The sequence below is a fragment of the Streptomyces sp. NPDC052064 genome (assembly GCF_055585925.1).
Genome location: NZ_JBVJJE010000016.1, coordinates 108,506 through 129,631, shown reverse-complemented (window position 1 = coordinate 129,631; position 21,126 = coordinate 108,506). Strand labels below are relative to the sequence as shown.

Sequence of the window (21,126 nt, the reverse complement as noted above, 5' to 3'; positions counted from 1 at the left end):
GCGGGATACTTGAGTCATGCGGTTGACGGTCTTCTGGCAGCGGATGGCGGAGCACTTCGGTCCGGGGTACGCCGACACCTTCGCACGCGACCATGTGATGTCGGATCTCGGCGGGCGCACCGTGCACGAGGCCCTCGACGCCGGCTGGGACGCCAAGGAGGTCTGGCAGGTGGTGTGCGCGGTGATGGACGTCCCGAGGGAGAAGCGTTGACCCGTCGTGGAGACCGCTGACTGACGGCCCACGAAGATCGCAGGCGGGCAGACGGCTGTCGGTGGCGTGGGTGAGACTTGGTGCGTGGCACCCACTGACGAGACCGGGCAGGAAGCCCAGCAGTCCTCCCCGTTCGGTACGACTCCGCCCGCCCCGCCCCCCTACGCCGGGGCCGCCGGGCCGAACGGCCGTATGCCGCGCTGGCTGCCGCGCGCCCTGGTGCTCGCACTCTCCCTCGTCGCCGTGTTCCAGTTGGGCAGTTGGGCCTTTCACCAGCTCACCGGCCTGCTGATCAACATCCTCATCGCGTTCTTCCTGGCGCTCGCCATCGAACCGGCGGTGAGCTGGATGGCCTCGCGCGGCATGCGCAGAGGACTGGCCACGTTCGTCGTCTTCATCGGCGTGATCATCGTGGCGGGCGGCTTCGTCACGCTGCTCGGCTCCATCCTGGCGGACCAGATCATCAAGATGATCGAGGGCTTCCCGGACTACCTCGACTCCGTCATCAACTGGATCAACGCGCACTTCAAGACCGACCTGAAGCGCGTGGACATCCAGGAGGGCCTGCTCCGTTCCGACTGGCTGCGCAACTACGTGCAGAACAGCGCCACGGGTGTCCTGGACGTGTCCGCCCAGGTCATCGGGGGGCTTTTCCAGCTGCTGACGATCGCGCTGTTCTCGTTCTACTTCGCCGCGGACGGCCCGCGACTGCGCCGCACGATCTGCTCCCTCCTGCCGCCCGCACGGCAGGCCGAGGTGCTGCGCGCGTGGGAGATCGCCGTGAACAAGACCGGCGGCTACATCTACTCGCGCGGTCTGATGGCACTGATCTCCGGCGCAGCGCACTTCGTCCTCCTGCAGGCCCTGGACGTGCCCTACGCGCCCGTGCTCGCCGTGTGGGTGGGCCTGGTGTCGCAGTTCATCCCCACCATCGGTACGTATCTCGCGGGCGCGCTGCCCATGCTGATCGCGTTCACGGTCAACCCCTGGTACGCGCTGTGGGTGCTGATCTTCGTGGTGATCTACCAGCAGTTCGAGAACTACGTGCTCCAGCCGAAGCTGACGGCCAGGACCGTCGACATCCACCCGGCGGTCGCCTTCGGCTCGGTCGTCGCGGGCACCGCGCTCCTGGGTGCCGTCGGCGCGCTGATAGCGATCCCCGCCATCGCCACGCTCCAGGCCTTCCTGGGGGCCTATGTGAAGCGGTACGACGTCACGGACGACCCCCGGGTGCACGGCCATCACCGACGCGGTGAGGGGCCGAGCCTCGTCACGCGTGCGAGGCAGCTGTGGGCACGGCGGGCAGGGGCGGAGCGGCCCGAGAACGGGGGGCCCGAGGGCAGGGGCTCCGGGAAGGGACCAGCCTGAGTCGCTGTGCCCTGCCGCACGGAGGTGCCGCGTGGTGCGCTTGACACAAAAATCGAACATCCATTCTTATGGAGTCTCCGGCGAAGCTCAACGACGGGCATTTCGACGTACTTTGAGTGGAGATGTGCCCGAGTTATCCACAGGCCGGACGTGCGTCGGGGCGCATTGTCAGTGGCAGGCGTTAGCGTCTTTGACGTGAAGCGATCGACTCAAGCAAATCGGGTGGAACCCATGGCAGGAACCGACCGCGAGAAGGCCCTGGATGCCGCTCTCGCACAGATTGAACGGCAATTCGGCAAGGGCGCGGTCATGCGCATGGGTGACCGGACCAAGGAGCCCATCGAGGTCATCCCGACCGGGTCCACCGCCCTCGACGTGGCCCTCGGCGTGGGCGGTCTGCCCCGCGGCCGTGTCGTGGAGATCTACGGACCGGAGTCCTCCGGTAAGACCACCCTGACCCTGCACGCGGTGGCGAACGCGCAGAAGGCCGGCGGCCAGGTCGCCTTCGTCGACGCGGAGCACGCACTCGACCCCGAGTACGCGAAGAAGCTCGGCGTCGACATCGACAATCTCATCCTCTCCCAGCCGGACAACGGCGAGCAGGCCCTGGAGATCGTGGACATGCTGGTCCGCTCCGGCGCCCTCGACCTCATCGTCATCGACTCCGTCGCGGCGCTCGTCCCGCGCGCGGAGATCGAGGGCGAGATGGGCGACAGCCACGTGGGTCTGCAGGCCCGCCTGATGAGCCAGGCCCTGCGGAAGATCACCAGCGCGCTCAACCAGTCCAAGACCACCGCGATCTTCATCAACCAGCTCCGCGAGAAGATCGGCGTGATGTTCGGCTCCCCGGAGACCACGACCGGTGGCCGGGCGCTGAAGTTCTACGCCTCGGTGCGCATCGACATCCGCCGCATCGAGACCCTGAAGGACGGCACGGAGGCGGTCGGCAACCGCACCCGCTGCAAGGTCGTCAAGAACAAGGTCGCGCCGCCCTTCAAGCAGGCCGAGTTCGACATCCTCTACGGCCAGGGCATCAGCCGCGAGGGCGGCCTGATCGACATGGGCGTGGAGCACGGCTTCGTCCGCAAGGCCGGCGCCTGGTACACGTACGAGGGCGACCAGCTCGGCCAGGGCAAGGAGAACGCGCGCAACTTCCTGAAGGACAACCCCGACCTGGCCGACGAGATCGAGAAGAAGATCAAGGAGAAGCTGGGCGTCGGCGTGCGTCCCGAGGAACCTGCCGCCGAGCCGGGCACGGACGCCGCGGTCTCCCCGGCACCGGCCGACACCGCGGCGGTCCCCGCCCCGGCAGCGGCCAAGTCCGCCAAGTCCAAGGCCGCCGCAGCCAAGAGCTGACCCGTGACACGACGAACCGACTGGGCGGAGTACGAGTACGCCGCCTCCGGTGCCCCACGGGGGAGGGGCACCGGAGGGGAGACGGGCTCGGCCGTGGACGGGGCGGAGGCGCACGGGGACGACCGGCTGTACGGGGACGACCGGCTGTACGGGGACGACGGGCCGTACGAGGACGCCTCCCAGGCCAGCGGCTCATCCGGCAGAGGCCCACGCGGAGGCGGCTCGTCCAGGGACGGCTCGCGTGGCGGCGGGTCGCCTGACGGGCGTGGACGTGGGCGCCGCCGGCGCGGCTTCGGCGCGGCGGTTGCCGAGGACGGAGGGTCCCTCTCCTCGTCGAGGGCCGAGGAGGGGGAGCCTCCGGGGGACCCGGTCGAGCAGGCTCGGGCGATCTGCCTGCGCCTGCTCACCGGGACCCCGCGGACCCGCAAGCAACTCGCCGACGCCCTGCGCAAGCGGCAGATCCCGGACGACGCCGCCGAGGAGGTGCTGTCGCGGTTCGAAGAGGTCGGCCTCATCAACGACAGCGCCTTCGCGGACGCCTGGGTGGAGTCCCGGCACCACGGCCGAGGGCTGGCGCGGCGTGCGCTCGCCCGGGAGCTGCGGACCAAGGGCGTCGACTCCACGCTGATCGACGAGGCCGTCTCCCGGCTCGACTCCGAGCAGGAGGAGGCGACCGCGCGGGAACTCGTCGCCCGGAAGCTCCGCTCCACTCGTGGGCTCGACCGGGACAAGCGCCTCCGCCGCCTCGCGGGCATGCTCGCCCGCAAGGGCTACTCCGAGGGCATGGCCCTGCGCGTGGTCCGGCAGGCGCTGGAGGAGGAGGGCGAGGACGCGGAGCTTCTCGGGGACGAGGGGATCTGAGGCGAGGGCGAGACCTTCAGGGGACCGCGCCCGCTGTCGAACCCCGGGGTCACACCACCGGAAGCCCCGCCGCCCGCCAAGCCTGGAACCCGCCGACCAGATCGGTGGCCCGGTGCAGTCCAAGCTGGTGCAGGGACTGGACCGCCAGGCTGGAGGCGTACCCCTCGTTGCAGATCACGACGACGCGCAGGGCGTGGCTCGTCGCCTCGGGAAGACGGTGGCTGCCCTGCGGGTCGAGGCGCCACTCCAGCTCGTTGCGCTCGACGACGAGGGCGCCGGGGATCAGACCGTCCCGTTCGCGCAGGGCCGCGTAGCGGATGTCCACCAGCAGCGCGTCACCGGCCCGGGCGGCCTCGTACGCCCCCTGGGGCTCGACCCGCTCGTAGCTCGCCCGTACGCGCTCCAGCAACTCGTCGATGCCGACGGGACGTTGGACACCACCGCTGCCTTCTCTGCCGCTACTGCCGGCGCTCACCCGGCCGTCCGTCGCGCTCACTGCCAGTCCTCCGGTCGCTCCACCTGCTCGAGCCGCAGGATCGACCCACTGCGGCTGTAGCGGCGGATCTGCGGCAGAGGCGGGTAGTAGGCGTGGACGGAGATCGCGTGCCGGTCGAGGGACTCGTTGAGCACCTCGTGGACGTGGTTGCGGCCGAAGGCGCGGCCCCGGCCGGCCGGCAGCCGACGTTCGCGGTCGACACCGTCGGTGAGTTCCAGGGTCTTCCAGCCGTCGGTGGGCAGCCGCGCGGCGAGCGAGTTCTCCTTGAGCTCGCCCGACGCGGTCAGGAAAGCGCCGACGGAGTCGGCGTGGTCGTGCCAGCCGGTGCCCGTGCCGGGCGGCCAGCCGATCAGCCAGGCCTCGCTGCCGCCGGGCCCGTCCAGCCGCACCCAGGTGCGGCCTTCCGGGTCGAGCGGCAGGGAGGCGATCAGCTCGGTGTCGGCGGCCGTACGCCGCACGAAGTCGAAGAGGTCGGCCTGAGTGGGCGCCGAATCGGCGGAGTAGGCAGAAGAGGAGCCGGCGGGGGAGACAGCGGGGGATGCGGAAGGGGATACAGACACGGGTGCCGTCCTGAAGGTCCTGAAGAGGGTTCGCGAGTCAGGCGCGCCGGCCGTGGCAGACAGAGCGCGGCGCGCGCACAGAGGAAGAGAGATGCGAAGTCAGCAGGACGGGCGACACACGCAGCCCGCATAGCGGACGAGGTCCATATGGACCCTCCGCCACAGGCGCACACAGGTGTCGGTCACGCACCGGAGTACACCATGGCCGTCCGGACCGGTCAACTCGCTGTCACCATGCGGACGCACGGTGACAGCGCGCACGTCGGCCTCGGTGCCGACGTCAGCGAGAGCCGGCCGACGCACCGGCTTCGGCCTGCGCCTTCGCCGGTCCACCCACCGTGGCCTCCGCCGCCGCGTACAGGTCGTCCGGGCGCACTCCGCTCAGCGCGGTGACGAGGTGCCCGTCGGGGCGCACCAGGAGCACCGTGTGCGCGGCAGCGCCCGGATAGCTCTCGGCGACCAGCAGCTCGGCGGGGTGCGGCAGCGCCGTGACCGCGGCCGCGAGCCGGGGCATGATGCCGGCGCCGACCCAGTGTTTGCGCTCCCACACACCCGTGCCCGGCGCGATCAGCACCACGAGCAGCGCGCCGCGGCCCAGCCGGTCCCGCAGCCGTACGAAGGTGCCGTCCTCCGCGGTGACCCGTACATCGGTGACCGGCGCTCCGGGCGGTGTGTCGACGGGGGTCTCTCCTTCGAGGCGTGAGGGCGCGAGGGGCGAGTCGGCGTACGCCCCCGGCGCGCCGAGCTGGCCATGCCCCAAGTGACCGTCCGTGAGGAGCGCGTCGTGGCCCCGGGACGAGCCGGGGACGTAGGAGCGCAGGCCTCCGCCGCCGCGCAGCAGCGGCAGCGCCTGGTCGGCGGCGCGCAGCCGGGCGGCGACCACTGCCCGGCGCTCGGTCTGGTAGCTGTCGAGGAGCGCCTCGTGCGGCCCGTGGTGCCAGGCCAGGGCCAGCTTCCAGGCGAGGTTGTCGGCGTCCCTGAGGCCCTCGTCCAGTCCGTGGGTGCCCAGGGCGCCGAGCAGGTGTGCCGCGTCCCCGGCGAGGAAGACGCGGTCGGCGCGCCAGCGGCGGGCCAGACGGTGGTGGACCGTGTGGACGCCGGTGTCCAGCAGCTCGTACGGCGGGGTCGTGCCGCCCGCCCAGCCGGCCAGGGTCTCCCGGATGCGGGTCAGCAGCAGTTCGGGGGTGACCAGATCCTTGCCGGGCGGCAGGAGCCAGTCCAGGCGCCAGGCGCCGTCCGGCAGCGGGCGCGCGGTGACCTCGCCGGCCGCGGGGCCCGACATGCGCCACGGCGGCATGCGGTGCAGCAATGCCTCGTCGTGCCAGGGCAGTTCCGTGCGCAGCGCGGCAACGGCGTGGCGTTCCACCGCCGTACGGCCCGGGAAGCGGATGTCCTGGAGCTTGCGCACGGTCGAGCGGGGGCCGTCGCAGCCGACGAGGTAACTGCCGCGCCACCAGGTGCCTTTCGGGCCGCGGGTGTGGGCCGTGACGCCCGAGGGCTCCTGTTCGATGCCGTCGAGTCGGCTCTCCACCGCGACCTTGACGAGCCGTTCGCCGGAAAGGGCCGCACGCAGGGCGCCGGTCAGCACGTGCTGGGCGATGTGCAGGGGAGCGGGCTCGGTGCCGTCGAAAACGATCTCGCGCATCACCTGCTTGCGCCGCATCGACCGCCATCCGGCCCAACGGGCTCCGGCCCGGGACAGGGGCACGCCGGTCAGCCGTTCCATGAGAGCGGCGGTGTCCTCGCGCAGGACGACGGTGCGCGCCGCACGGGGTTCGTCCTTGCCCGGGCCCTCGTCGAGAACGACGCAGGGCACCTCCTGCCGCGCCAGCGCCAGGGCGAGCGTGAGCCCGACGGGCCCCGCTCCGACGATGATCACCGGGTCCACGGCGCGGCGCCCCCTGCCCGTGGTGTTGTCCTGAGAGACGTAGGTGAACAGGAGGTTGGAGCAGGGTGCACGATCACAGAACGTATGCAACCCATTGCCGGTGCTTGCGTCAAGTGACCAGGGGCAGTGGCGATCATGCCACTGCCCCTGAGTGTGTCATGCGGGGTGACCGAGTGTCAGACGGTGCCTCCGGCGCCGGTCCCGGTCGTGCCGGCGATCTCTGCGTCATTCGCGCCCACGACCGCACCCGTCGACTTCTTGGCCCGGCGCAGCCGGCGCTCCAGCCAGCTCGCGAACGAGGTGAGGGCGAAGTTGAGCGCGATGAAGATGACGGCCACGACGGTGAAGCTGGCGATGACGTTGGCGCCGTAGTAGCCGCTCATGGTGTTCGCCGAGGAGAGCAGCTCGGAGTAGGTGAGGACGGCGCCGCCGAGTGCGGTGTCCTTCACGATGACGACGAGCTGGCTCACGATGGCCGGGAGCATCGCGGTGACGGCCTGCGGCAGCAGGATCAGGCGCATCAGCTGGCCCTTGCGCAGGCCGATCGCCATCGCCGCTTCGGACTGGCCCTTGGGCAGGGCCAGGATGCCCGCCCGGACGATCTCCGCGAGGACGGAGGCGTTGTACAGCACCAGGCCGGTGACGACCGCGAAGAGCGGACGGTCGTCGGAGGTGACGTTGGTGTATTCCGCGAAGAGGGCGAGGCCGAAGATCATCAGCACCAGCACGGGGATGGAGCGGAAGAACTCGACCACGACCGCGGCCGGCACCCTGACCCACACGTGGTCCGACAGACGGGCGATACCGAGAACCGCGCCGAGCGGCATCGCGATGATCACCGCCAGGGCGGCGGCCTTCAGGGTGTTCTGCAGACCCGGCCAGATGTACGTGGACCAGGCCTCGCTGCCGGAGAAGAACGGTTCCCACAAGGCCCATTCCAGCTGGCCCTTGTCCTTGAGGGTCCTGAACACCCACCACAGCAGCGCGGCGACTGCGACCAGGAAGACCACCGTGAGGACGACGTTGCGCCGCTTGGCGCGAGGTCCCTGGGCGTCGTACAGAACGGAGCTCATCGCTTCACCGCCACCTTCTTGCCCACCCAGCCGAGGAACAGGCCGGTCGGCAGCGTCAGGACCACGAAACCGAACGCGATGATCGCGGAGATCAGCAGCAACTGTGCCTCGTTCTCGATCATCTCCTTCATCAGTACCGCCGCTTCGGCGACACCGATGGCAGCGGCCACCGTGGTGTTCTTGATGAGGGCGATCAGCACATTGGCCAGCGGTACGACGGACGAACGGAACGCCTGCGGCAGCACGACCAGACCCAGCACCTGGTTGAAACTGAGACCGATCGCGCGGGCCGCCTCCGCCTGCCCGACCGGCACCGTGTTGATGCCGGAGCGCAGCGCCTCGCACACGAAGGACGAGGTGTAGAGAATCAGGCCCAGGACGGCGAGCCGGAAGTTGATCGTCTCGACGTCGTTCGCGCCGAGGGAGACTCCCAACGTCTGGTTCAGGCCCAGCGACGTGAACAGGATGATGACGGTCAATGGGATGTTCCGCACGATGTTCACGTACGCGGTCCCGAATGCGCGCATCAGCGGCACCGGGCCGACACGCATGGCGGCCAGCAGGGTGCCCCAGATAAGGGAGCCGACGGCGGAGAGCACAGCGAGCTGCACTGTCGTCCAGAAGGCTCCCAGCAGGTCGTAATCCTCAAGAAAGTCGAACACGATCTCCCGTGCTTCCGCGTGTAGGGATGCCCACGCCGGTGCGCCGCCCCTTCCGGTGGGCGGCGCACCCTGTCAGGCGCTGCCTCAGCTCTTGATCTCGCCGATCTTCGGCGCCGGCTCGTTCTTGTAGTCGGCCGGGCCGAGGTTCTTGTCCACGGCCTTCTGCCAGGCCTTGTCGGCGACCATGTCCTCAAGGGCCTTGTTGATCTTGTCCTTGAGGTCGCTGCCCTTCTTGACGCCGATGCCGTAGTTCTCGTTGGTCAGCTTGAAGCCGCCGAGCTTGAACTTGCCCTTGAACTGCGACTGGGCGGCGTAACCGGCGAGGATCGAGTCGTCGGTGGTCAGCGCGTCGACGGCACCGTTCTGCAGGCCGGGCAGGCACGCGGAGTACGTCGGGTACGGCTGCAGCTGCGCCTTGGGAGCCAGCTTGTCCTTGACGTTCTGCGCCGAGGTGGAGCCGGTGACCGAGCACAGCTTGGCGTTGTTCAGGTCCTTGGGCGACTTGATCTTGTTGTCGTCCGCACGGATCAGAACGTCCTGGTGCGCCAGCAGGTACGGGCCGGCGAAGTCGACCTTCTCCTGGCGCTCGGGGGTGATCGAGTAGGTCGCCGCGATGAAGTCGACGTCACCACGCTGGAGCATGGTCTCGCGGTCGGCGCTCTTCGCTTCCTTCCACTCGATCTGGTCGGCGTCGTAACCGAGCTTCTTCGCGACGTACGTGGCGACGTCGACGTCGAAGCCGGCGTATCCCTGCGGCGTCTTCTGGCCGAGACCCGGCTGGTCGAACTTGATGCCGACCGTGATCGTCTTGCCGTCGCCGGAGCCGGAGTTGTCACCGTCCTTGTTGTCGCCGCCGCAGGCGGTGGCGGTCAGGGCGAGAGCGAAGACGGTGGCCGAGGCGGCGGTGACCTTGCGGAGCTTCATGGTGAACATCCTTTGGCTGGTGAAGAGATGCGGGCCCTCAAGGGGTGGGCGACATGGGGCGCGTCGGACGCGACCCGCGCCGTCAGTGGTGCAGGATCTTCGACAGGAAGTCCTTGGCACGGTCGCTGCGCGGATTGCTGAAGAACTGGTCGGGCGCAGCCTCCTCGACGATTCGGCCGTCCGCCATGAACACCACGCGGTTTGCGGCCGATCGTGCGAAACCCATCTCATGGGTGACCACGATCATGGTCATACCGTCGCGGGCGAGCTGCTGCATGACCTCCAGCACCTCGTTGATCATCTCGGGGTCGAGCGCGGAGGTCGGCTCGTCGAAGAGCATGACCTTCGGCTCCATGGCCAGCGCCCGCGCGATCGCGACGCGCTGCTGCTGGCCGCCGGAGAGCTGTGCCGGGTACTTCTCGGCCTGCGCGGCCACGCCGACCCGGTCGAGCAGAGCACGGGCCCGCTCCTCGGCCGCCTTCTTGTCCTTCTTGCGGACCTTGATCTGGCCGAGCATCACGTTCTCGAGCACGGTCTTGTGCGCGAAGAGGTTGAAGGACTGGAAGACCATCCCGACGTCGGCGCGCAGCCTGGCCAGCTCCTTGCCCTCGGCGGGCAGCGGCTTGCCGTCGATCGTGATCGAGCCGGAGTCGGTCGTCTCCAGGCGGTTGATGGTGCGGCACAGGGTGGACTTGCCGGACCCGGAGGGTCCGATGACCACGACGACTTCGCCGCGGGCGATCGTCAGGTCGATGTCCTGGAGTACGTGCAACGCGCCGAAGTGCTTGTTGACGCTCTTCAGGACGACCAGTTCTCCGGTCGCGGCCACATCTTCCTTGGCCACCGATACTTCGGTCATCGCTCTCAGGCTCCGTCCTCCTCGGTTTCGGAGGACAGTAGTAACCCTCTACGACCTGCGTCATTACATCTGAGGGGAATCTGAGCATCACGATCCGATAGCAATCGGACACGTGTCGTAGCACTTGCGAGCAGCGCTCATATCGGCCGGGTAACGGAAGCTCTCCGCAACCGGAACCCTCTTGACGCCGTCCTCATCCATCAGCGTGACTGCACAAGGTGCAGTCACGCGTGCACACGTTTTTGTACACAGATGGATCGTACGGCCAGTGAACCGAAGGGGGCCCGGGTGAGACTGCTGCTCGTCGAGGACGACAACCATGTCGCCGCCGCCCTGTCGGCGGTTCTGGCGCGGCACGGGTTCGACGTCACGCACGCGCGCAGCGGCGAGGAGGCCCTCCAGGCGCTGGTCCCCGAGGTCGACGGCTTCGGTGTCGTCCTCCTCGACCTGGGCCTGCCCGACCAGGACGGATACGAGGTCTGCGGCAAGATCCGCAAGCGCACCAGCACGCCGGTGATCATGGTGACCGCGCGCTCCGACGTGCGCTCCCGCATCCACGGCCTCAATCTCGGCGCCGACGACTACGTGGTGAAGCCGTACGACACCGGGGAACTGCTCGCCCGCATCCACGCCGTGAGCCGGCGCACCTCCCACGAGGACACCTCCAGCGGCATCGAGACCGAGCTGCGCCTCGGCCCGGTGCACATCGAGCTGCCCACGCGCCGGGTCAGCGTGGACGGGTCGGTGATCCAGCTGACCCGCAAGGAGTTCGACCTCCTGGCCCTGCTCGCGCAGCGGCCCGGGGTGGTCTTCCGCCGGGAGCAGATCATCAGCGAGGTGTGGCAGACCAGCTGGGAGGGGACCGGGCGGACGCTGGAGGTGCACGTCGCGTCCCTGCGCGCCAAGCTACGCATGCCGGCCCTCATCGAGACCGTACGCGGCGTCGGCTACCGGCTCGTCGCGCCTGCCGGATAGCGGGGCCGGGTGCGCACTCGTCTGCTCCCGCTGCTGATCGTCCTGATGGCGGCCGTGCTGCTCGCGCTCGGCGTCCCGCTCGCCGTCAGTCTGGCCGGCGCCCAGCAGCAGAAGGTCGTCGTCGACCGGATCGACGACACGGCACGCTTCGCGGCCCTCGCCCAGTTCGTCACCGACTCGCCCACCGGGACCGCCAGCGCGTTCGAGAACGAGCGTCTGGCCACACTCAGCAGCGAACTCGACAGCTACTACAAGGTCTACGGCATCCGGGCCGGTGTCTTCTACCGCAGCGGCAGTGCCATGGCCCACGCACCCGCCGGGTGGTCCCTGCCGGATCAGGGCGAGGTGCGTGACGCCTTCGACGAGGCGCTGCTCAGCCGCCGCAGCCACGACCCGCGGCAGGTGTGGCCCTGGCAGCGGGGCAACCTCGTGGTCGCCTCGCCGGTCATCCGGGACGGTGACGTCGTCGCGGTCGTCGTCACGGACTCGCCCACCGGGCAGTTGCGCTCACGCACGCTGCACGGCTGGCTGGTCATCGGCGCGGGAGAGTTCGCCGCGATGCTGCTGGCCGTCGGCGCGGCTCTGCGGCTGACCGGCTGGGTGCTCAAGCCCGTACGGGTGCTGGACGCCACCACCCACGACATCGCCACGGGGCGGCTGAAGTCCCGGGTCGCCGCCGCCGGCGGTCCACCGGAACTCAGGCGGCTGGCCCGGTCGTTCAACGAGATGGCGGACAACGTCGAGGACGTGCTGGAGCAGCAGCGCGCCTTCGTCGCAGATGCCTCGCACCAGCTGCGCAACCCGCTCGCGGCTCTGCTGCTGCGCATCGAGCTGCTCTCCTTCGAACTGCCCGAGGGCAACAAGGAGATCGCCTCGGTCCAGGCCGAGGGCAAGCGCCTCGCGCAGGTTCTGGACGACCTGCTCGACCTGGCGCTGGCCGAGCACACCGAGGCCGATCTGAAGATCACCGACATCGGCGAGCTCGCCGCCGAACGCGTCGCGGCCTGGTCCCCGACCGCCGAGGCCAAGGGTGTACGCCTGGTGGGCGACTGCCCGCCGACGACCGGGTGGGCCGACCAGGTGGCGCTGTCCAGCGCGCTGGACGGGATCATCGACAACGCGGTGAAGTTCACGCCCGAGGGCCGGACCGTCGAGGTGACCGTCGCCTCCAACGGTGACATCTCCACCGTCGTCGTCACCGACCAGGGGCCCGGCCTCACCGACGAGGAACTGGCCCGCATCGGCGATCGCTTCTGGCGCAGCAGCCGCCACCAGAACATCAAGGGCTCGGGCCTCGGACTGTCCATCTCGCGGGCGCTGCTCGCGGCGGGCGGTGGTTCGATCGCGTACGACCATCACGAGCCGCACGGGCTCAAGGTGACGGTGGCGGTGCCGAGGGTCGGACCGGCGTAGCGAAGCCCGACGGCAGGGCTATGGCTTGACCGACCGGTAGTAGCGTCTGGCCCCGTCGTGCAGCTTGAGCGGGTCCGTGTAGATCGCCGTGCGGACGTCGACGAGCTGGGCGGAGTGGACGGTCGCGCCGATGCCGTCCCGGCTGTCGATCACCGTACGGGTCAGCCACTCGGTGAGCCGGGGATCCATGTCGTCGCGCGTGACCAGCAGGTTGGACACCGCCAAGGTGGGGACCGGGTCGCCGCGCTGGATGGTGGGGTAGGCCGACTCCGGCATCTTGGTGGCGCGGTAGTAGCGCGTGGCACCGCCCTGGTCGTGCAGCTTGGCCACGAGGGCGGGGTCGACCGGCACGAAGCGGAAGGCCGACGCCGACTTCTTGGCCAGCCGGCTGAGCCCGTCCGTGGGCAGTCCGCCCGACCAGAAGAACGCGTCGAGGCCGTGCCCCAGCCGCCTGGGTCCGGTGTCGATGCCGTCCGACGAGGGCTTGATGTCTTTCTCCGGGTCGATGCCGGCCGCCTTGAGCACACTGTTCGCGATCAGCCGCACGCCGGAGTTCGGCAGCCCTATGGCCACGTGCTTGCCCCGCAGATCCGCGACGGAGCGGATGTCCGAGTCCGGCGGTACGACCAGCTGGACGTAGTCGTCGTACAGCCGCGCGACACCGCGCAGTCGGTCGGCGCCGGTGCTGTTGTCGAGCTTGTACGTGGCGACCGCGTCGGCCGCTGCGATCGCGAAGTCGGACTTGCCCGTCGCCACGTCCGCGACGTTCTCCTGCGAACCGGCACTGGTCAGCAACCGCACCTTCAGATCGGGCATGTCCTTGTCGATCTCGGTCCGCAGGAGTTCGCCGTACTCGTGGTAGACCCCCGCCTGCGTGCCCGTGCTGAACCTGATCGTCCCGTCCGGAGGCCGCTCGGCCCAGGGGCGCAGCCACCACAGCAGCAGCCCGAGGACCACGAGAGAGGCGGCGCCGCCCTGAAGGGCCCGGCGCCTGCCGAGAGGGGGGAACGTCTTGGGCATGCGCGAGATCCTGCCAGCCGTGTGCCCCGCTGACCAGGGGCGGACTCACGGGGTGGGGCGAGGGAGTGTCAGTGGCGGCCACTAAGGTCGCCCCCCATGAGCTCCTCGCCCGCAGACCTGGTCCGTGAATTCCACCTCGCCTTCGGCCTGGACGCCCGCAGTACCCCGACGGAGGTGTCCCCGGAACTCGCCGCCCACCGCGGTGAACTCCTCGCGGAGGAGGCCGCGGAGGTGGCCGAGGTGTCGGTGACGGGCCCGCTCGACCGGCTCGCCCACGAACTCGCCGACGTCGTCTACGTCGCCTACGGCACCGCCCTCGTCCACGGCATCGACCTCGACGCGGTGCTGGCCGAGATCCACCGCTCCAACATGACCAAGATCGGTCCCGACGGTTCCGTCTCCCGCCGCGAGGACGGCAAGGTGCTCAAGGGGGAGCACTACGAGGCACCGGATGTGCCGGGGGTGCTGCGGCAGCAGGGGTGGAAGCCGGCCGCCGGCGCCTGAGCCGCCGTTCGGTCCGACGGCTGACCTCGTCCGGCGTCTGGTGGCTGCCAGGTGGGCGGTGGCTCCCTTGTCCGGCGTCTGGCGGCCGCCCGGGCCGGTGGCGGCTCCGGCTCCCTTGCTCCCTGCCCGGCGCCGCCCCTCAGTCGGCCACCGGCGCGTCCGCCTCCTGGGCCCGGGGCGTCGTCTCCGCCGCACCCCGGGGCGACGCGCGGCGTCGGCTCCACCAAGCCGCCACGGGCTCCGTGTAGCGCGCGGTGAGGGGCCCCAGGACGACCAGGATGAGGACGTAGGCCGTGGCCAGAGGGCCGAGGGACGGTTCGATGCCCGCCGAGACCGCAAGGCCTGCGATGACGATCGAGAATTCGCCACGGGCCACCAACGCACCGCCCGCCCGCCAGCGGCCCTTGACGGAGATCCCGGCCCGCCGTGCCGCCCAGTAGCCGGTGGCGATCTTCGTCAGGGCGGTGACGACGGCCAGGCCCAGGGCGGGCAGCAGAACGGGCGGGATGCTGGACGGGTCGGTGTGCAGCCCGAAGAAGACGAAGAAGACCGCCGCGAACAGGTCACGCAGGGGGCTGAGGAGAGTGTGCGCACCCTCCGCCACCTCTCCCGACAGCGCGATGCCCACCAGGAAGGCCCCCACCGCCGCCGACACCTGGAGCTGCTGCGCCACGCCCGCGACCAGGATCGTCAGCCCCAGCACGACCAGCAGCAACTTCTCCGGGTCGTCGCTGGAGACGAAGCGGGAGATGACCCTTCCGTAGCGCAGCGCCAGGAACAGCACGAGGCCCGCCGCGCCCAGCGCGATCGCCAGGGTCAGGCTGCCGGCCAGCAGCCCGGCCCCCGCCACCAGCGCCGTGACGATGGGCAGGTACACCGCCATCGCCAGATCCTCCAGCACGAGCACGCTGAGGATCACCGGCGTCTCCCGGTTGCCGACCCGGCCCAGATCGCCGAGCACCTTCGCGATCACGCCGGACGACGAGATCCAGGTGACACCGGCCAGGACGACGGCGGCCACCGGCCCCCAGCCGAGCAGCAGCGCCACCGCGGCCCCCGGCAGCGCGTTGAGCGCGCAATCGACCAGGCCGGACGGATAGTGGGTCTTGAGGTTGGAGACCAGATCGCTCGCCGTGTATTCCAGGCCCAGCATCAACAGCAGCAGGATGACGCCGATCTCGGCACCTGTGGCGACGAACTCCTCGCTCGCGCCCAGCGGCAGCAGACCGCCCTCGCCGAAGGCCAGACCGGCCAGGAGGTACAGCGGTATCGGCGACAGCCGGAAACGGGCGGCGAACCGGCCGAGCAGGCCGAGGCCGAGGATGATGGAACCGAACTCGATCAGCAGGACCGCGGAGTGCACCGGCTCACTCCCGACCGAGTATCGTCGCGGCGGAGTCGACGCCCTCACGGGTGCCGACGACGATCAGCGTGTCACCGCCCGCAAGCCGGAAGTCCGGCGCGGGGGACGGGATGGCCTCGGCCCGGCGCAGCACCGCCACGACCGACGCGCCCGTATCCGTCCGCATCCGCGTGTCGCCCAGCACCCGCCCGTTCCAGCGTGAGGTCGCGGCCACCTCGATCCGCTCGGCGACCAGCCCCAGGTCCGTGGTGTACAGCAGACTCGGACTGTGGTGGGACGGCTTCAGCGCGTCGATCAGCGAACCCGCCTCCGAGCTGGACAGTCGCAGGGACTGCGCGCAGGAGTCGGGATCGTCGGCCCGGTACACGTTCACCGTGCGCGTGCCGTCGCGGTGCGCCACCACCGACAGATGGCGGTGTTCGCGGGTCTCCAGGTCGTACTGGACCCCGATGCCCGGCAGCGGCGTCGCCCTCAGGCGCGGAGCTGACACGTTTCTTCCCCTTGTTTCGTCTTGCTCTTGTTGTCGTCTTGCTTTTGTTCGGCTTGTCCGTCTGGCTCTTGTCGGTCTGGTGAACGGGTCGATCAACGGACGGGTCAAGTCCGCATGCTGTCATCCGGCCGTACGGTGACGACATGGGTGTCGTGACGGATATACGCAGCGGCCGGTCGCCGGAGAGGGTGGAGGAGGCGGTGTCATACGCGAAGGCCGGAAGGAGCGGATCCAGGAACGTGTCGTTGTTCTGGCGGATCTTCTCGCTCAACGCGGCGGGCCTGGTCGTGGCCACCGCGTTGCTGCTCGGCCCGGTCACCGTGTCGACCCCCGTCCTGGCGGGCGAGGCGCTCGTCCTGCTCGGCGGCCTGGCGACGCTGCTCGCAGGTAACGCGCTCGTGCTGCGCTTCGGCCTCGGGCCCCTGCAACGGCTGGACCGGGCCATGGCCACCGTGGACCTGCTGCGTCCGGGCTCCCGCCCGGTGGTCGCCGGCCCCGCGGAGACGGCCGGGCTGATCACGACGTACAACGCGATGCTCGACCGGCTGGAGGCCGAGCGGGCCGCGGGCGCCGCCCGGGCGCTGTCCGCACAGGAGAGCGAACGGCACCGGATCGCCCGGGAGCTCCACGACGAGGTCGGGCAGACCCTGACCGCCGTCCTCCTCCAGCTCAAGCGGGTCGCGGACCGGGCGCCCGGGGACCTTCGCGAGGAGGTCGGCCAGGCGCAGGAGGCGACCCGGGCCGGCCTGGACGAGATCCGCCGTATCGCCCGCCGACTGCGCCCCGGCGTCCTGGAGGAACTCGGCCTGGCCAGCGCCCTGCGCTCGCTCGCCGCCGAGTTCACGACCCATGGGCTGACCGTGCGCCACCACGTCACCGGCGACCTCTCCGCCCTGACCCCTGAATCGGAACTCGTCGTCTACCGAGTGGCCCAGGAAGGCCTGACCAACACCGCCCGGCACGCCGGCGCCGACCGTGCCGAACTCCGCCTCCGGCCGGTCCCCGGCGGTGTCGAACTCCTCGTACGCGACAACGGCACGGGCCTCGGCGACGCCCCCGAGGGCGCCGGAATCACCGGCATGCGCGAACGCGCCCTCCTGATCGGCGCCTCCCTCACCCTCGAACCGGCCCCCGACCGGGGCACCGACGTACGCCTGCGCATACCGGTGACGGAGGGAGCACGCTGATGTCCACGCCGGTGACGCCCGGAAGCCCGTCGACCACCGCCCGGTCCCCGATCCGCGTCCTGCTCGCCGACGACCACACCCTCGTACGCCGGGGAGTACGCCTCATCCTGGACGGGGAGCCCGACCTGACGGTCGTGGCCGAGGCCGGGGACGGGGCCGAGGCCGTCGCCCGCGCCCGGGACACCGACGTCGACCTGGCCGTCCTGGACGTCGCCATGCCTCGCATGACCGGCCTCCAGGCGGCCCGCGAACTCTCCCGCCGGCTGCCCGCGCTGCACATCCTGATCCTGACGATGTACGACAACGAGGAGTACTTCTTCGAGGCGCTCAGGGCCGGAGCCAGCGGCTACGTCCTCAAGTCCGTCGCCGACCGCGACCTGGTCGAGGCCTGCCGGGCGGCCGTGCGCGACGAGCCGTTCATCTACCCGGGCGCCGAGCGGGCCCTCGTCCGCTCCTACCTGGAGCGGTTGCACCGGGGCGACGGACTGCCGGAACGGGCCATCACCGAACGCGAGGAGGAGATCCTCAAGCTGGTCGCCGAGGGCCACACCTCGAAGGAGATCGGCGAACTCCTCTTCATCAGCGCCAAGACGGTCGAACGCCACCGCGCCAACCTCCTCCAGAAGCTCGGCATGCGCGACCGCCTGGAGCTGACCAGGTACGCGATCCGCGCCGGTCTCATAGAGGCATGAGCCCGGCCCCGGGTTGTCCACAGGCGGCCGAGCCACCTCCGCCGACCGCCTACCCTTGTCCCTATGAGCAGCATCGACCGGAGCCAGTCAGTGGGCGGCACGCGCACATATGAGGTACGCACCTACGGGTGCCAGATGAACGTCCACGACTCCGAGCGATTGGCCGGTCTGCTGGAGGACGCGGGCTACGTCCGCGCCCCCGAGGGCGCCGACGAGGCCGACGTCGTCGTCTTCAACACCTGCGCCGTGCGTGAGAACGCCGACAACAAGCTCTACGGCAACCTCGGTCACCTGGCGCCCAAGAAGGCCAGCCGCCCCGGCATGCAGATCGCGGTCGGCGGCTGTCTGGCACAGAAGGACCGCGACACCATCGTCAAGAAGGCGCCCTGGGTGGACGTCGTCTTCGGCACGCACAACATCGGCAAGCTGCCGGTCCTGCTGGAACGCGCGCGCGTGCAGGAGGAGGCGCAGGTCGAGATCGCCGAGTCGCTGGAGGCGTTCCCCTCGACGCTGCCGACGCGGCGCGAGAGCGCGTACGCGGCCTGGGTCTCCATCTCCGTCGGCTGCAACAACACCTGCACCTTCTGCATCGTCCCGGCCCTGCGCGGCAAGGAGAAGGACCGCCGCCCCGGCGACATCCTCGCCGAGATCGAGGCCCTGGTCGCCGAGGGCGTCTCCGAGATCACGCTGCTCGGGCAGAACGTCAACGCGTACGGCTCCGACATAGGCGACCGTGAGGCCTTCAGCAAGCTGCTGCGCGCCTGCGGGAAGATCGAGGGCCTGGAGCGCGTCCGCTTCACCTCCCCGCACCCGCGCGACTTCACCGACGACGTCATCGCCGCCATGGCAGAGACGCCGAACGTGATGCCGCAGCTGCACATGCCGCTCCAGTCCGGCTCGGACCCGGTCCTGAAGGCCATGCGCCGCTCCTACCGCCAGGACCGCTTCCTGGGGATCATCGAGAAGGTCCGCTCCGCCATCCCGCACGCGGCGATCAGCACCGACATCATCGTGGGCTTCCCCGGTGAGACCGACGAGGACTTCGAGCAGACGCTGCACGTGGTGCGCGAGGCCCGCTTCGCCCAGGCCTTCACCTTCCAGTACTCCAAGCGCCCGGGCACCCCGGCCGCCGAGATGGACGGCCAAATCCCCAAGAAGGTCGTTCAGGAGCGCTACGAGCGTCTCGTCGCCCTCCAGGAGGAGATCTCCTGGGAGGAGAACAAGAAGCAGGTCGGCCGCACGCTGGAGCTGATGGTCGCCGAAGGCGAGGGCCGCAAGGACGACACCACCCACCGCCTGTCCGGCCGCGCCCCCGACAACCGCCTCGTCCACTTCACCAAGCCGGACCAGGAGGTCCGCCCCGGCGACGTGGTCACGGTCGAGATCACCTACGCAGCCCCGCACCACCTCCTCGCCGAGGGGCCGGTGCTGGGCGTGCGTCGCACGCGCGCGGGCGACGCCTGGGAGAAGCGCAATGCCGAGAAGGCGGGCAAGCCGGCCCAGTCGGCCGGTGTGCTCCTGGGCCTGCCGAAGATCGGCGTCCCCGAGCCGCTCCCGGTGGCGGCGAGCGGCTGCGGCTGCGACTGAGCCGGGCCGTGGCCTGCCGCGGCCGGACCTGACCGGAGCCGGACCTGACCGCGGCTGAGTCCGGCTGCGGTTGGCTCCGGCTGTGGCTTGTTCCGAAGGGCTCGCGGGTTACCCTGCCGATCATGCTTGTCGCCGCCGCTGCCTGCCCCTGCCCGCCCCTCCTGGTGCCCGACGTCGCCGCGGGCGCCGCTCCGGAGCTGGACGCCGCGCGGGCCGCCTGCACGGACGCGCTGGGCGTGCTCGCCGCCGCCCGGCCCGGCCGGCTCGTGGTCGTCGGGCCGGTGGAGAGCACCGGGCCCGAGACGTACCCGGAGGGCACGCGGGGCTCGTTCCGGGGCTTCGGCGTCGATCTCGACGTACGGCTGGGACAGGGCGACGAGAGCTCGCCCGCGGAACAACCGCTGCCGTACTCGCTGGCGGTGGCCGCATGGCTGCTGGAGCGGACGGGGTGGTCCGACGCCCCGGTCGAGGGACTCGGCGTGGGGGACCTGCTCGCGCCCGAGCGATGTGCCCGGATCGGACGGGACCTCGCCACACGGTCCGAGCGGGTCGCGCTGTTGGTGATGGGTGACGCCAGCGCGTGCCGGACGCTCAAGGCCCCGGGGTATCTGGACGAACGGGCGGCGCCCTTCGACGCGGAGGTCGCGCGCGTACTCGGCACGGCGGACGTGGCCGCGCTCACCACACTGGACACCGGGCCGGCGCGTGAACTGAAGGCCTCCGGACGGGCCCCCTGGCAGGTGCTGGCGGGCGCGGCCGAGGGCGCGGCCCTCGGCGGATCACTGCTGTACGAGGACGCGCCGTACGGGGTGGGATACATCGTGGCCACCTGGTCGTAGACCCGGCGCCGGGGCGGCCCCGGCGGCGGGCGCGGGAAACGGCGGACGGCCGGGAGCCCTCGTGCTCCGCGGCCGTCCGCCGATGTGCCCTTCGGTGTGCCGATGCGTGTTCAGGACCTTCTGCGTCGATGTGCGCTCAGGAAGTGGGCGGTGGTGCGTCCGGCGGCGGAGTGCCTCCGGCGTCCCGCGGCGGTGCCGTACGGCCCCTGTCCGGCGGCATGGTGCTGCCGCCCGCGCCCGGCGGCGGTGGCGTGCCGCCCGCGTCCGGTCCGCTGTCGCCCTGGTGCGCGAGTCGGTCCATGGCGCCCTTGGCCTTGCCCGTGCCCGACTGGATCCTGTCGCTGTACTTGCCCTTGGTCCTCTTGTCGACGACCTGCGCGGCCTTGTCGAGGCCGTGCTGGATCTTGTCCTCGTGCCGCTGCGCGAGGTCCGAGACCTTGCCCTTGGCCGGGCCCAGCTTGGCTTTCACGTTGTCCAGGAGACCCATGGTTCACCTTCCCTCGCGCGGGGCGGTCACGTGCGGGCGCCCTCGCCGGCCTCGTTGTCGGCCGGCTTGTCGGTGGACTGCTGCTTGGGGATGTCGACGCCTTCGGTCTCGGTGACCTCGGCCGCCTCAGCCGCCGGCTCGGTCGCTTCCGCTGCTCCGTCAGCCTCCTTCGCCGCCTCTGCCCCGGCCGTTTCCTCCACTCCGGTCCCGGCCGTCGTCTTGTCGGCCTGAACCTCGGCGGCAGGCGTCTCATCCGTGGCCTTGGACCGCCGGAGAAGTCGTGCAAAAACTCCCATATTCACTCCATACGT

The 21,126-nt window shown here is 70.3% G+C and carries 24 protein-coding genes; 11 read left to right on the top strand and 13 right to left on the bottom strand.

Going from position 1 to position 21,126, the window contains the following annotated elements; genetic code table 11:
• Positions 1-16: 16 nt before the first annotated feature.
• The 4 genes from ACZ6TU_RS35090 (at position 17) to recX (ending at position 3,796) form a co-directional block, all read left to right on the top strand.
• Positions 17-211 carry a DUF3046 domain-containing protein gene (locus ACZ6TU_RS35090; RefSeq protein WP_086600650.1) on the top strand — a complete coding sequence of 65 codons (195 nt, stop codon included), beginning with the start codon at positions 17-19 and terminating at the stop codon, positions 209-211.
• Between the two features lie 84 nt (positions 212-295).
• The gene (locus ACZ6TU_RS35085) at positions 296-1,579 is read left to right on the top strand and encodes an AI-2E family transporter (RefSeq protein ID WP_469552908.1); all 1,284 of its coding nucleotides are present in this window, start codon (positions 296-298) and stop codon (positions 1,577-1,579) included.
• Positions 1,580-1,810: 231 nt separating this feature from the next.
• Positions 1,811-2,935, top strand: coding sequence for a recombinase RecA (recA, locus tag ACZ6TU_RS35080; RefSeq protein ID WP_467681093.1), 1,125 nt, complete (start codon positions 1,811-1,813; stop codon positions 2,933-2,935).
• A 3-nt stretch (positions 2,936-2,938) separates the two neighbouring features.
• On the top strand, positions 2,939-3,796 hold the full coding sequence (gene recX / locus ACZ6TU_RS35075; RefSeq protein WP_469552906.1) for a recombination regulator RecX: 858 nt from the start codon (positions 2,939-2,941) through the stop codon (positions 3,794-3,796).
• 49 nt (positions 3,797-3,845) lie between these two features.
• On the opposite strand, the gene ACZ6TU_RS35070 is transcribed toward recX, so the two are convergent.
• The 8 genes from ACZ6TU_RS35070 to ACZ6TU_RS35035 form a co-directional block, all read right to left on the bottom strand.
• On the bottom strand, positions 3,846-4,271 hold the full coding sequence (locus ACZ6TU_RS35070; protein ID WP_469552929.1) for a rhodanese-like domain-containing protein: 426 nt from the start codon (positions 4,269-4,271) through the stop codon (positions 3,846-3,848).
• Between the two features lie 17 nt (positions 4,272-4,288).
• Entirely contained in the window at positions 4,289-4,852 is a 564-nt protein-coding gene (locus tag ACZ6TU_RS35065) for a cupin domain-containing protein (protein ID WP_467681089.1), read from the bottom strand.
• 99 nt (positions 4,853-4,951) lie between these two features.
• Positions 4,952-5,023, bottom strand: coding sequence for a putative leader peptide (locus tag ACZ6TU_RS35060; protein WP_309544753.1), 72 nt, complete (start codon positions 5,021-5,023; stop codon positions 4,952-4,954).
• A gap of 109 nt (positions 5,024-5,132) precedes the next feature.
• Entirely contained in the window at positions 5,133-6,740 is a 1,608-nt protein-coding gene (locus ACZ6TU_RS35055) for an FAD-dependent monooxygenase (RefSeq protein ID WP_467681087.1), read from the bottom strand.
• 176 nt (positions 6,741-6,916) lie between these two features.
• A complete protein-coding gene (locus tag ACZ6TU_RS35050; RefSeq protein ID WP_467681085.1) occupies positions 6,917-7,813 on the bottom strand; it encodes an amino acid ABC transporter permease in 897 nt (298 codons plus the stop codon).
• Positions 7,810-8,475, bottom strand: coding sequence for an amino acid ABC transporter permease (locus tag ACZ6TU_RS35045; RefSeq protein ID WP_467681083.1), 666 nt, complete (start codon positions 8,473-8,475; stop codon positions 7,810-7,812). Before ACZ6TU_RS35045 ends, ACZ6TU_RS35050 begins: the two co-directional genes overlap by 4 nt.
• A gap of 84 nt (positions 8,476-8,559) precedes the next feature.
• On the bottom strand, positions 8,560-9,399 hold the full coding sequence (locus ACZ6TU_RS35040) for a glutamate ABC transporter substrate-binding protein (RefSeq protein ID WP_469552903.1): 840 nt from the start codon (positions 9,397-9,399) through the stop codon (positions 8,560-8,562).
• Between the two features lie 82 nt (positions 9,400-9,481).
• Positions 9,482-10,258 carry an amino acid ABC transporter ATP-binding protein gene (locus tag ACZ6TU_RS35035; RefSeq protein ID WP_467681079.1) on the bottom strand — a complete coding sequence of 259 codons (777 nt, stop codon included), beginning with the start codon at positions 10,256-10,258 and terminating at the stop codon, positions 9,482-9,484.
• A gap of 288 nt (positions 10,259-10,546) precedes the next feature.
• On the opposite strand from ACZ6TU_RS35035, the gene ACZ6TU_RS35030 reads away from it, so the two are divergent.
• Complete coding sequence (locus ACZ6TU_RS35030) at positions 10,547-11,233, top strand: response regulator transcription factor (RefSeq protein ID WP_467681078.1); 687 nt, start codon at positions 10,547-10,549, stop codon at positions 11,231-11,233.
• A 9-nt stretch (positions 11,234-11,242) separates the two neighbouring features.
• Positions 11,243-12,646, top strand: a complete 1,404-nt coding sequence (locus ACZ6TU_RS35025; RefSeq protein ID WP_467681076.1) for a sensor histidine kinase — start codon at positions 11,243-11,245, stop codon at positions 12,644-12,646.
• 18 nt (positions 12,647-12,664) lie between these two features.
• Here the strand turns inward: ACZ6TU_RS35025 and ACZ6TU_RS35020 are convergent, their stop codons facing one another.
• Positions 12,665-13,666 carry a TAXI family TRAP transporter solute-binding subunit gene (locus ACZ6TU_RS35020; RefSeq protein ID WP_467681074.1) on the bottom strand — a complete coding sequence of 334 codons (1,002 nt, stop codon included), beginning with the start codon at positions 13,664-13,666 and terminating at the stop codon, positions 12,665-12,667.
• A 96-nt stretch (positions 13,667-13,762) separates the two neighbouring features.
• Between ACZ6TU_RS35020 and ACZ6TU_RS35015 the strand changes: the two genes are divergently transcribed.
• Positions 13,763-14,170, top strand: a complete 408-nt coding sequence (locus ACZ6TU_RS35015; protein WP_469552900.1) for a pyrophosphohydrolase domain-containing protein — start codon at positions 13,763-13,765, stop codon at positions 14,168-14,170.
• A gap of 139 nt (positions 14,171-14,309) precedes the next feature.
• Here ACZ6TU_RS35015 and ACZ6TU_RS35010 read toward each other — a convergent pair whose 3' ends face one another.
• Complete coding sequence (locus tag ACZ6TU_RS35010) at positions 14,310-15,533, bottom strand: cation:proton antiporter (RefSeq protein WP_467681070.1); 1,224 nt, start codon at positions 15,531-15,533, stop codon at positions 14,310-14,312.
• A gap of 4 nt (positions 15,534-15,537) precedes the next feature.
• Complete coding sequence (locus ACZ6TU_RS35005) at positions 15,538-16,023, bottom strand: cation:proton antiporter regulatory subunit (RefSeq protein WP_467681068.1); 486 nt, start codon at positions 16,021-16,023, stop codon at positions 15,538-15,540.
• 143 nt (positions 16,024-16,166) lie between these two features.
• Between ACZ6TU_RS35005 and ACZ6TU_RS35000 the strand changes: the two genes are divergently transcribed.
• The 4 genes from ACZ6TU_RS35000 (at position 16,167) to ACZ6TU_RS34985 (ending at position 20,328) form a co-directional block, all read left to right on the top strand.
• Positions 16,167-17,210 (top strand): sensor histidine kinase, encoded by a 1,044-nt coding sequence (locus ACZ6TU_RS35000; protein ID WP_467681066.1) that lies wholly within the window; start codon positions 16,167-16,169, stop codon positions 17,208-17,210.
• Complete coding sequence (locus ACZ6TU_RS34995) at positions 17,210-17,902, top strand: response regulator (RefSeq protein ID WP_469552897.1); 693 nt, start codon at positions 17,210-17,212, stop codon at positions 17,900-17,902. The genes ACZ6TU_RS35000 and ACZ6TU_RS34995 overlap by 1 nt, the downstream gene beginning before the upstream one ends.
• Positions 17,903-17,965: 63 nt before the next feature.
• The gene (miaB, locus tag ACZ6TU_RS34990) at positions 17,966-19,489 is read left to right on the top strand and encodes a tRNA (N6-isopentenyl adenosine(37)-C2)-methylthiotransferase MiaB (RefSeq protein WP_469552895.1); all 1,524 of its coding nucleotides are present in this window, start codon (positions 17,966-17,968) and stop codon (positions 19,487-19,489) included.
• A gap of 122 nt (positions 19,490-19,611) precedes the next feature.
• Positions 19,612-20,328, top strand: coding sequence for a class III extradiol dioxygenase subunit B-like domain-containing protein (locus tag ACZ6TU_RS34985; protein WP_469552893.1), 717 nt, complete (start codon positions 19,612-19,614; stop codon positions 20,326-20,328).
• 136 nt (positions 20,329-20,464) lie between these two features.
• Here the strand turns inward: ACZ6TU_RS34985 and ACZ6TU_RS34980 are convergent, their stop codons facing one another.
• Positions 20,465-20,815 (bottom strand): antitoxin, encoded by a 351-nt coding sequence (locus ACZ6TU_RS34980; RefSeq protein ID WP_469552891.1) that lies wholly within the window; start codon positions 20,813-20,815, stop codon positions 20,465-20,467.
• A gap of 26 nt (positions 20,816-20,841) precedes the next feature.
• On the bottom strand, positions 20,842-21,111 hold the full coding sequence (locus ACZ6TU_RS34975) for a hypothetical protein (protein ID WP_469552889.1): 270 nt from the start codon (positions 21,109-21,111) through the stop codon (positions 20,842-20,844).
• Positions 21,112-21,126: the final 15 nt, after the last annotated feature.

Bases quoted from the DNA above. Each gene is read 5' to 3' on its own strand.
- ACZ6TU_RS35090 (WP_086600650.1), top strand. From the start codon at position 17: ATGCGGTTGACGGTCTTCTGGCAGCGGATGGCGGAGCACTTCGGTCCG.
- recA (WP_467681093.1), top strand. From the start codon at position 1,811: ATGGCAGGAACCGACCGCGAGAAGGCCCTGGATGCCGCTCTCGCACAG.
- ACZ6TU_RS35050 (WP_467681085.1), bottom strand. From the start codon at position 7,813: ATGAGCTCCGTTCTGTACGACGCCCAGGGACCTCGCGCCAAGCGGCGC.
- ACZ6TU_RS35040 (WP_469552903.1), bottom strand. From the start codon at position 9,399: ATGAAGCTCCGCAAGGTCACCGCCGCCTCGGCCACCGTCTTCGCTCTC.
- ACZ6TU_RS35035 (WP_467681079.1), bottom strand. From the start codon at position 10,258: ATGACCGAAGTATCGGTGGCCAAGGAAGATGTGGCCGCGACCGGAGAA.
- ACZ6TU_RS35020 (WP_467681074.1), bottom strand. From the start codon at position 13,666: ATGCCCAAGACGTTCCCCCCTCTCGGCAGGCGCCGGGCCCTTCAGGGC.
- ACZ6TU_RS35015 (WP_469552900.1), top strand. From the start codon at position 13,763: ATGAGCTCCTCGCCCGCAGACCTGGTCCGTGAATTCCACCTCGCCTTC.
- ACZ6TU_RS35000 (WP_467681066.1), top strand. From the start codon at position 16,167: ATGGGTGTCGTGACGGATATACGCAGCGGCCGGTCGCCGGAGAGGGTG.
- ACZ6TU_RS34995 (WP_469552897.1), top strand. From the start codon at position 17,210: ATGTCCACGCCGGTGACGCCCGGAAGCCCGTCGACCACCGCCCGGTCC.
- miaB (WP_469552895.1), top strand. From the start codon at position 17,966: ATGAGCAGCATCGACCGGAGCCAGTCAGTGGGCGGCACGCGCACATAT.
- ACZ6TU_RS34985 (WP_469552893.1), top strand. From the start codon at position 19,612: ATGCTTGTCGCCGCCGCTGCCTGCCCCTGCCCGCCCCTCCTGGTGCCC.
- ACZ6TU_RS34980 (WP_469552891.1), bottom strand. From the start codon at position 20,815: ATGGGTCTCCTGGACAACGTGAAAGCCAAGCTGGGCCCGGCCAAGGGC.
- ACZ6TU_RS34975 (WP_469552889.1), bottom strand. From the start codon at position 21,111: ATGGGAGTTTTTGCACGACTTCTCCGGCGGTCCAAGGCCACGGATGAG.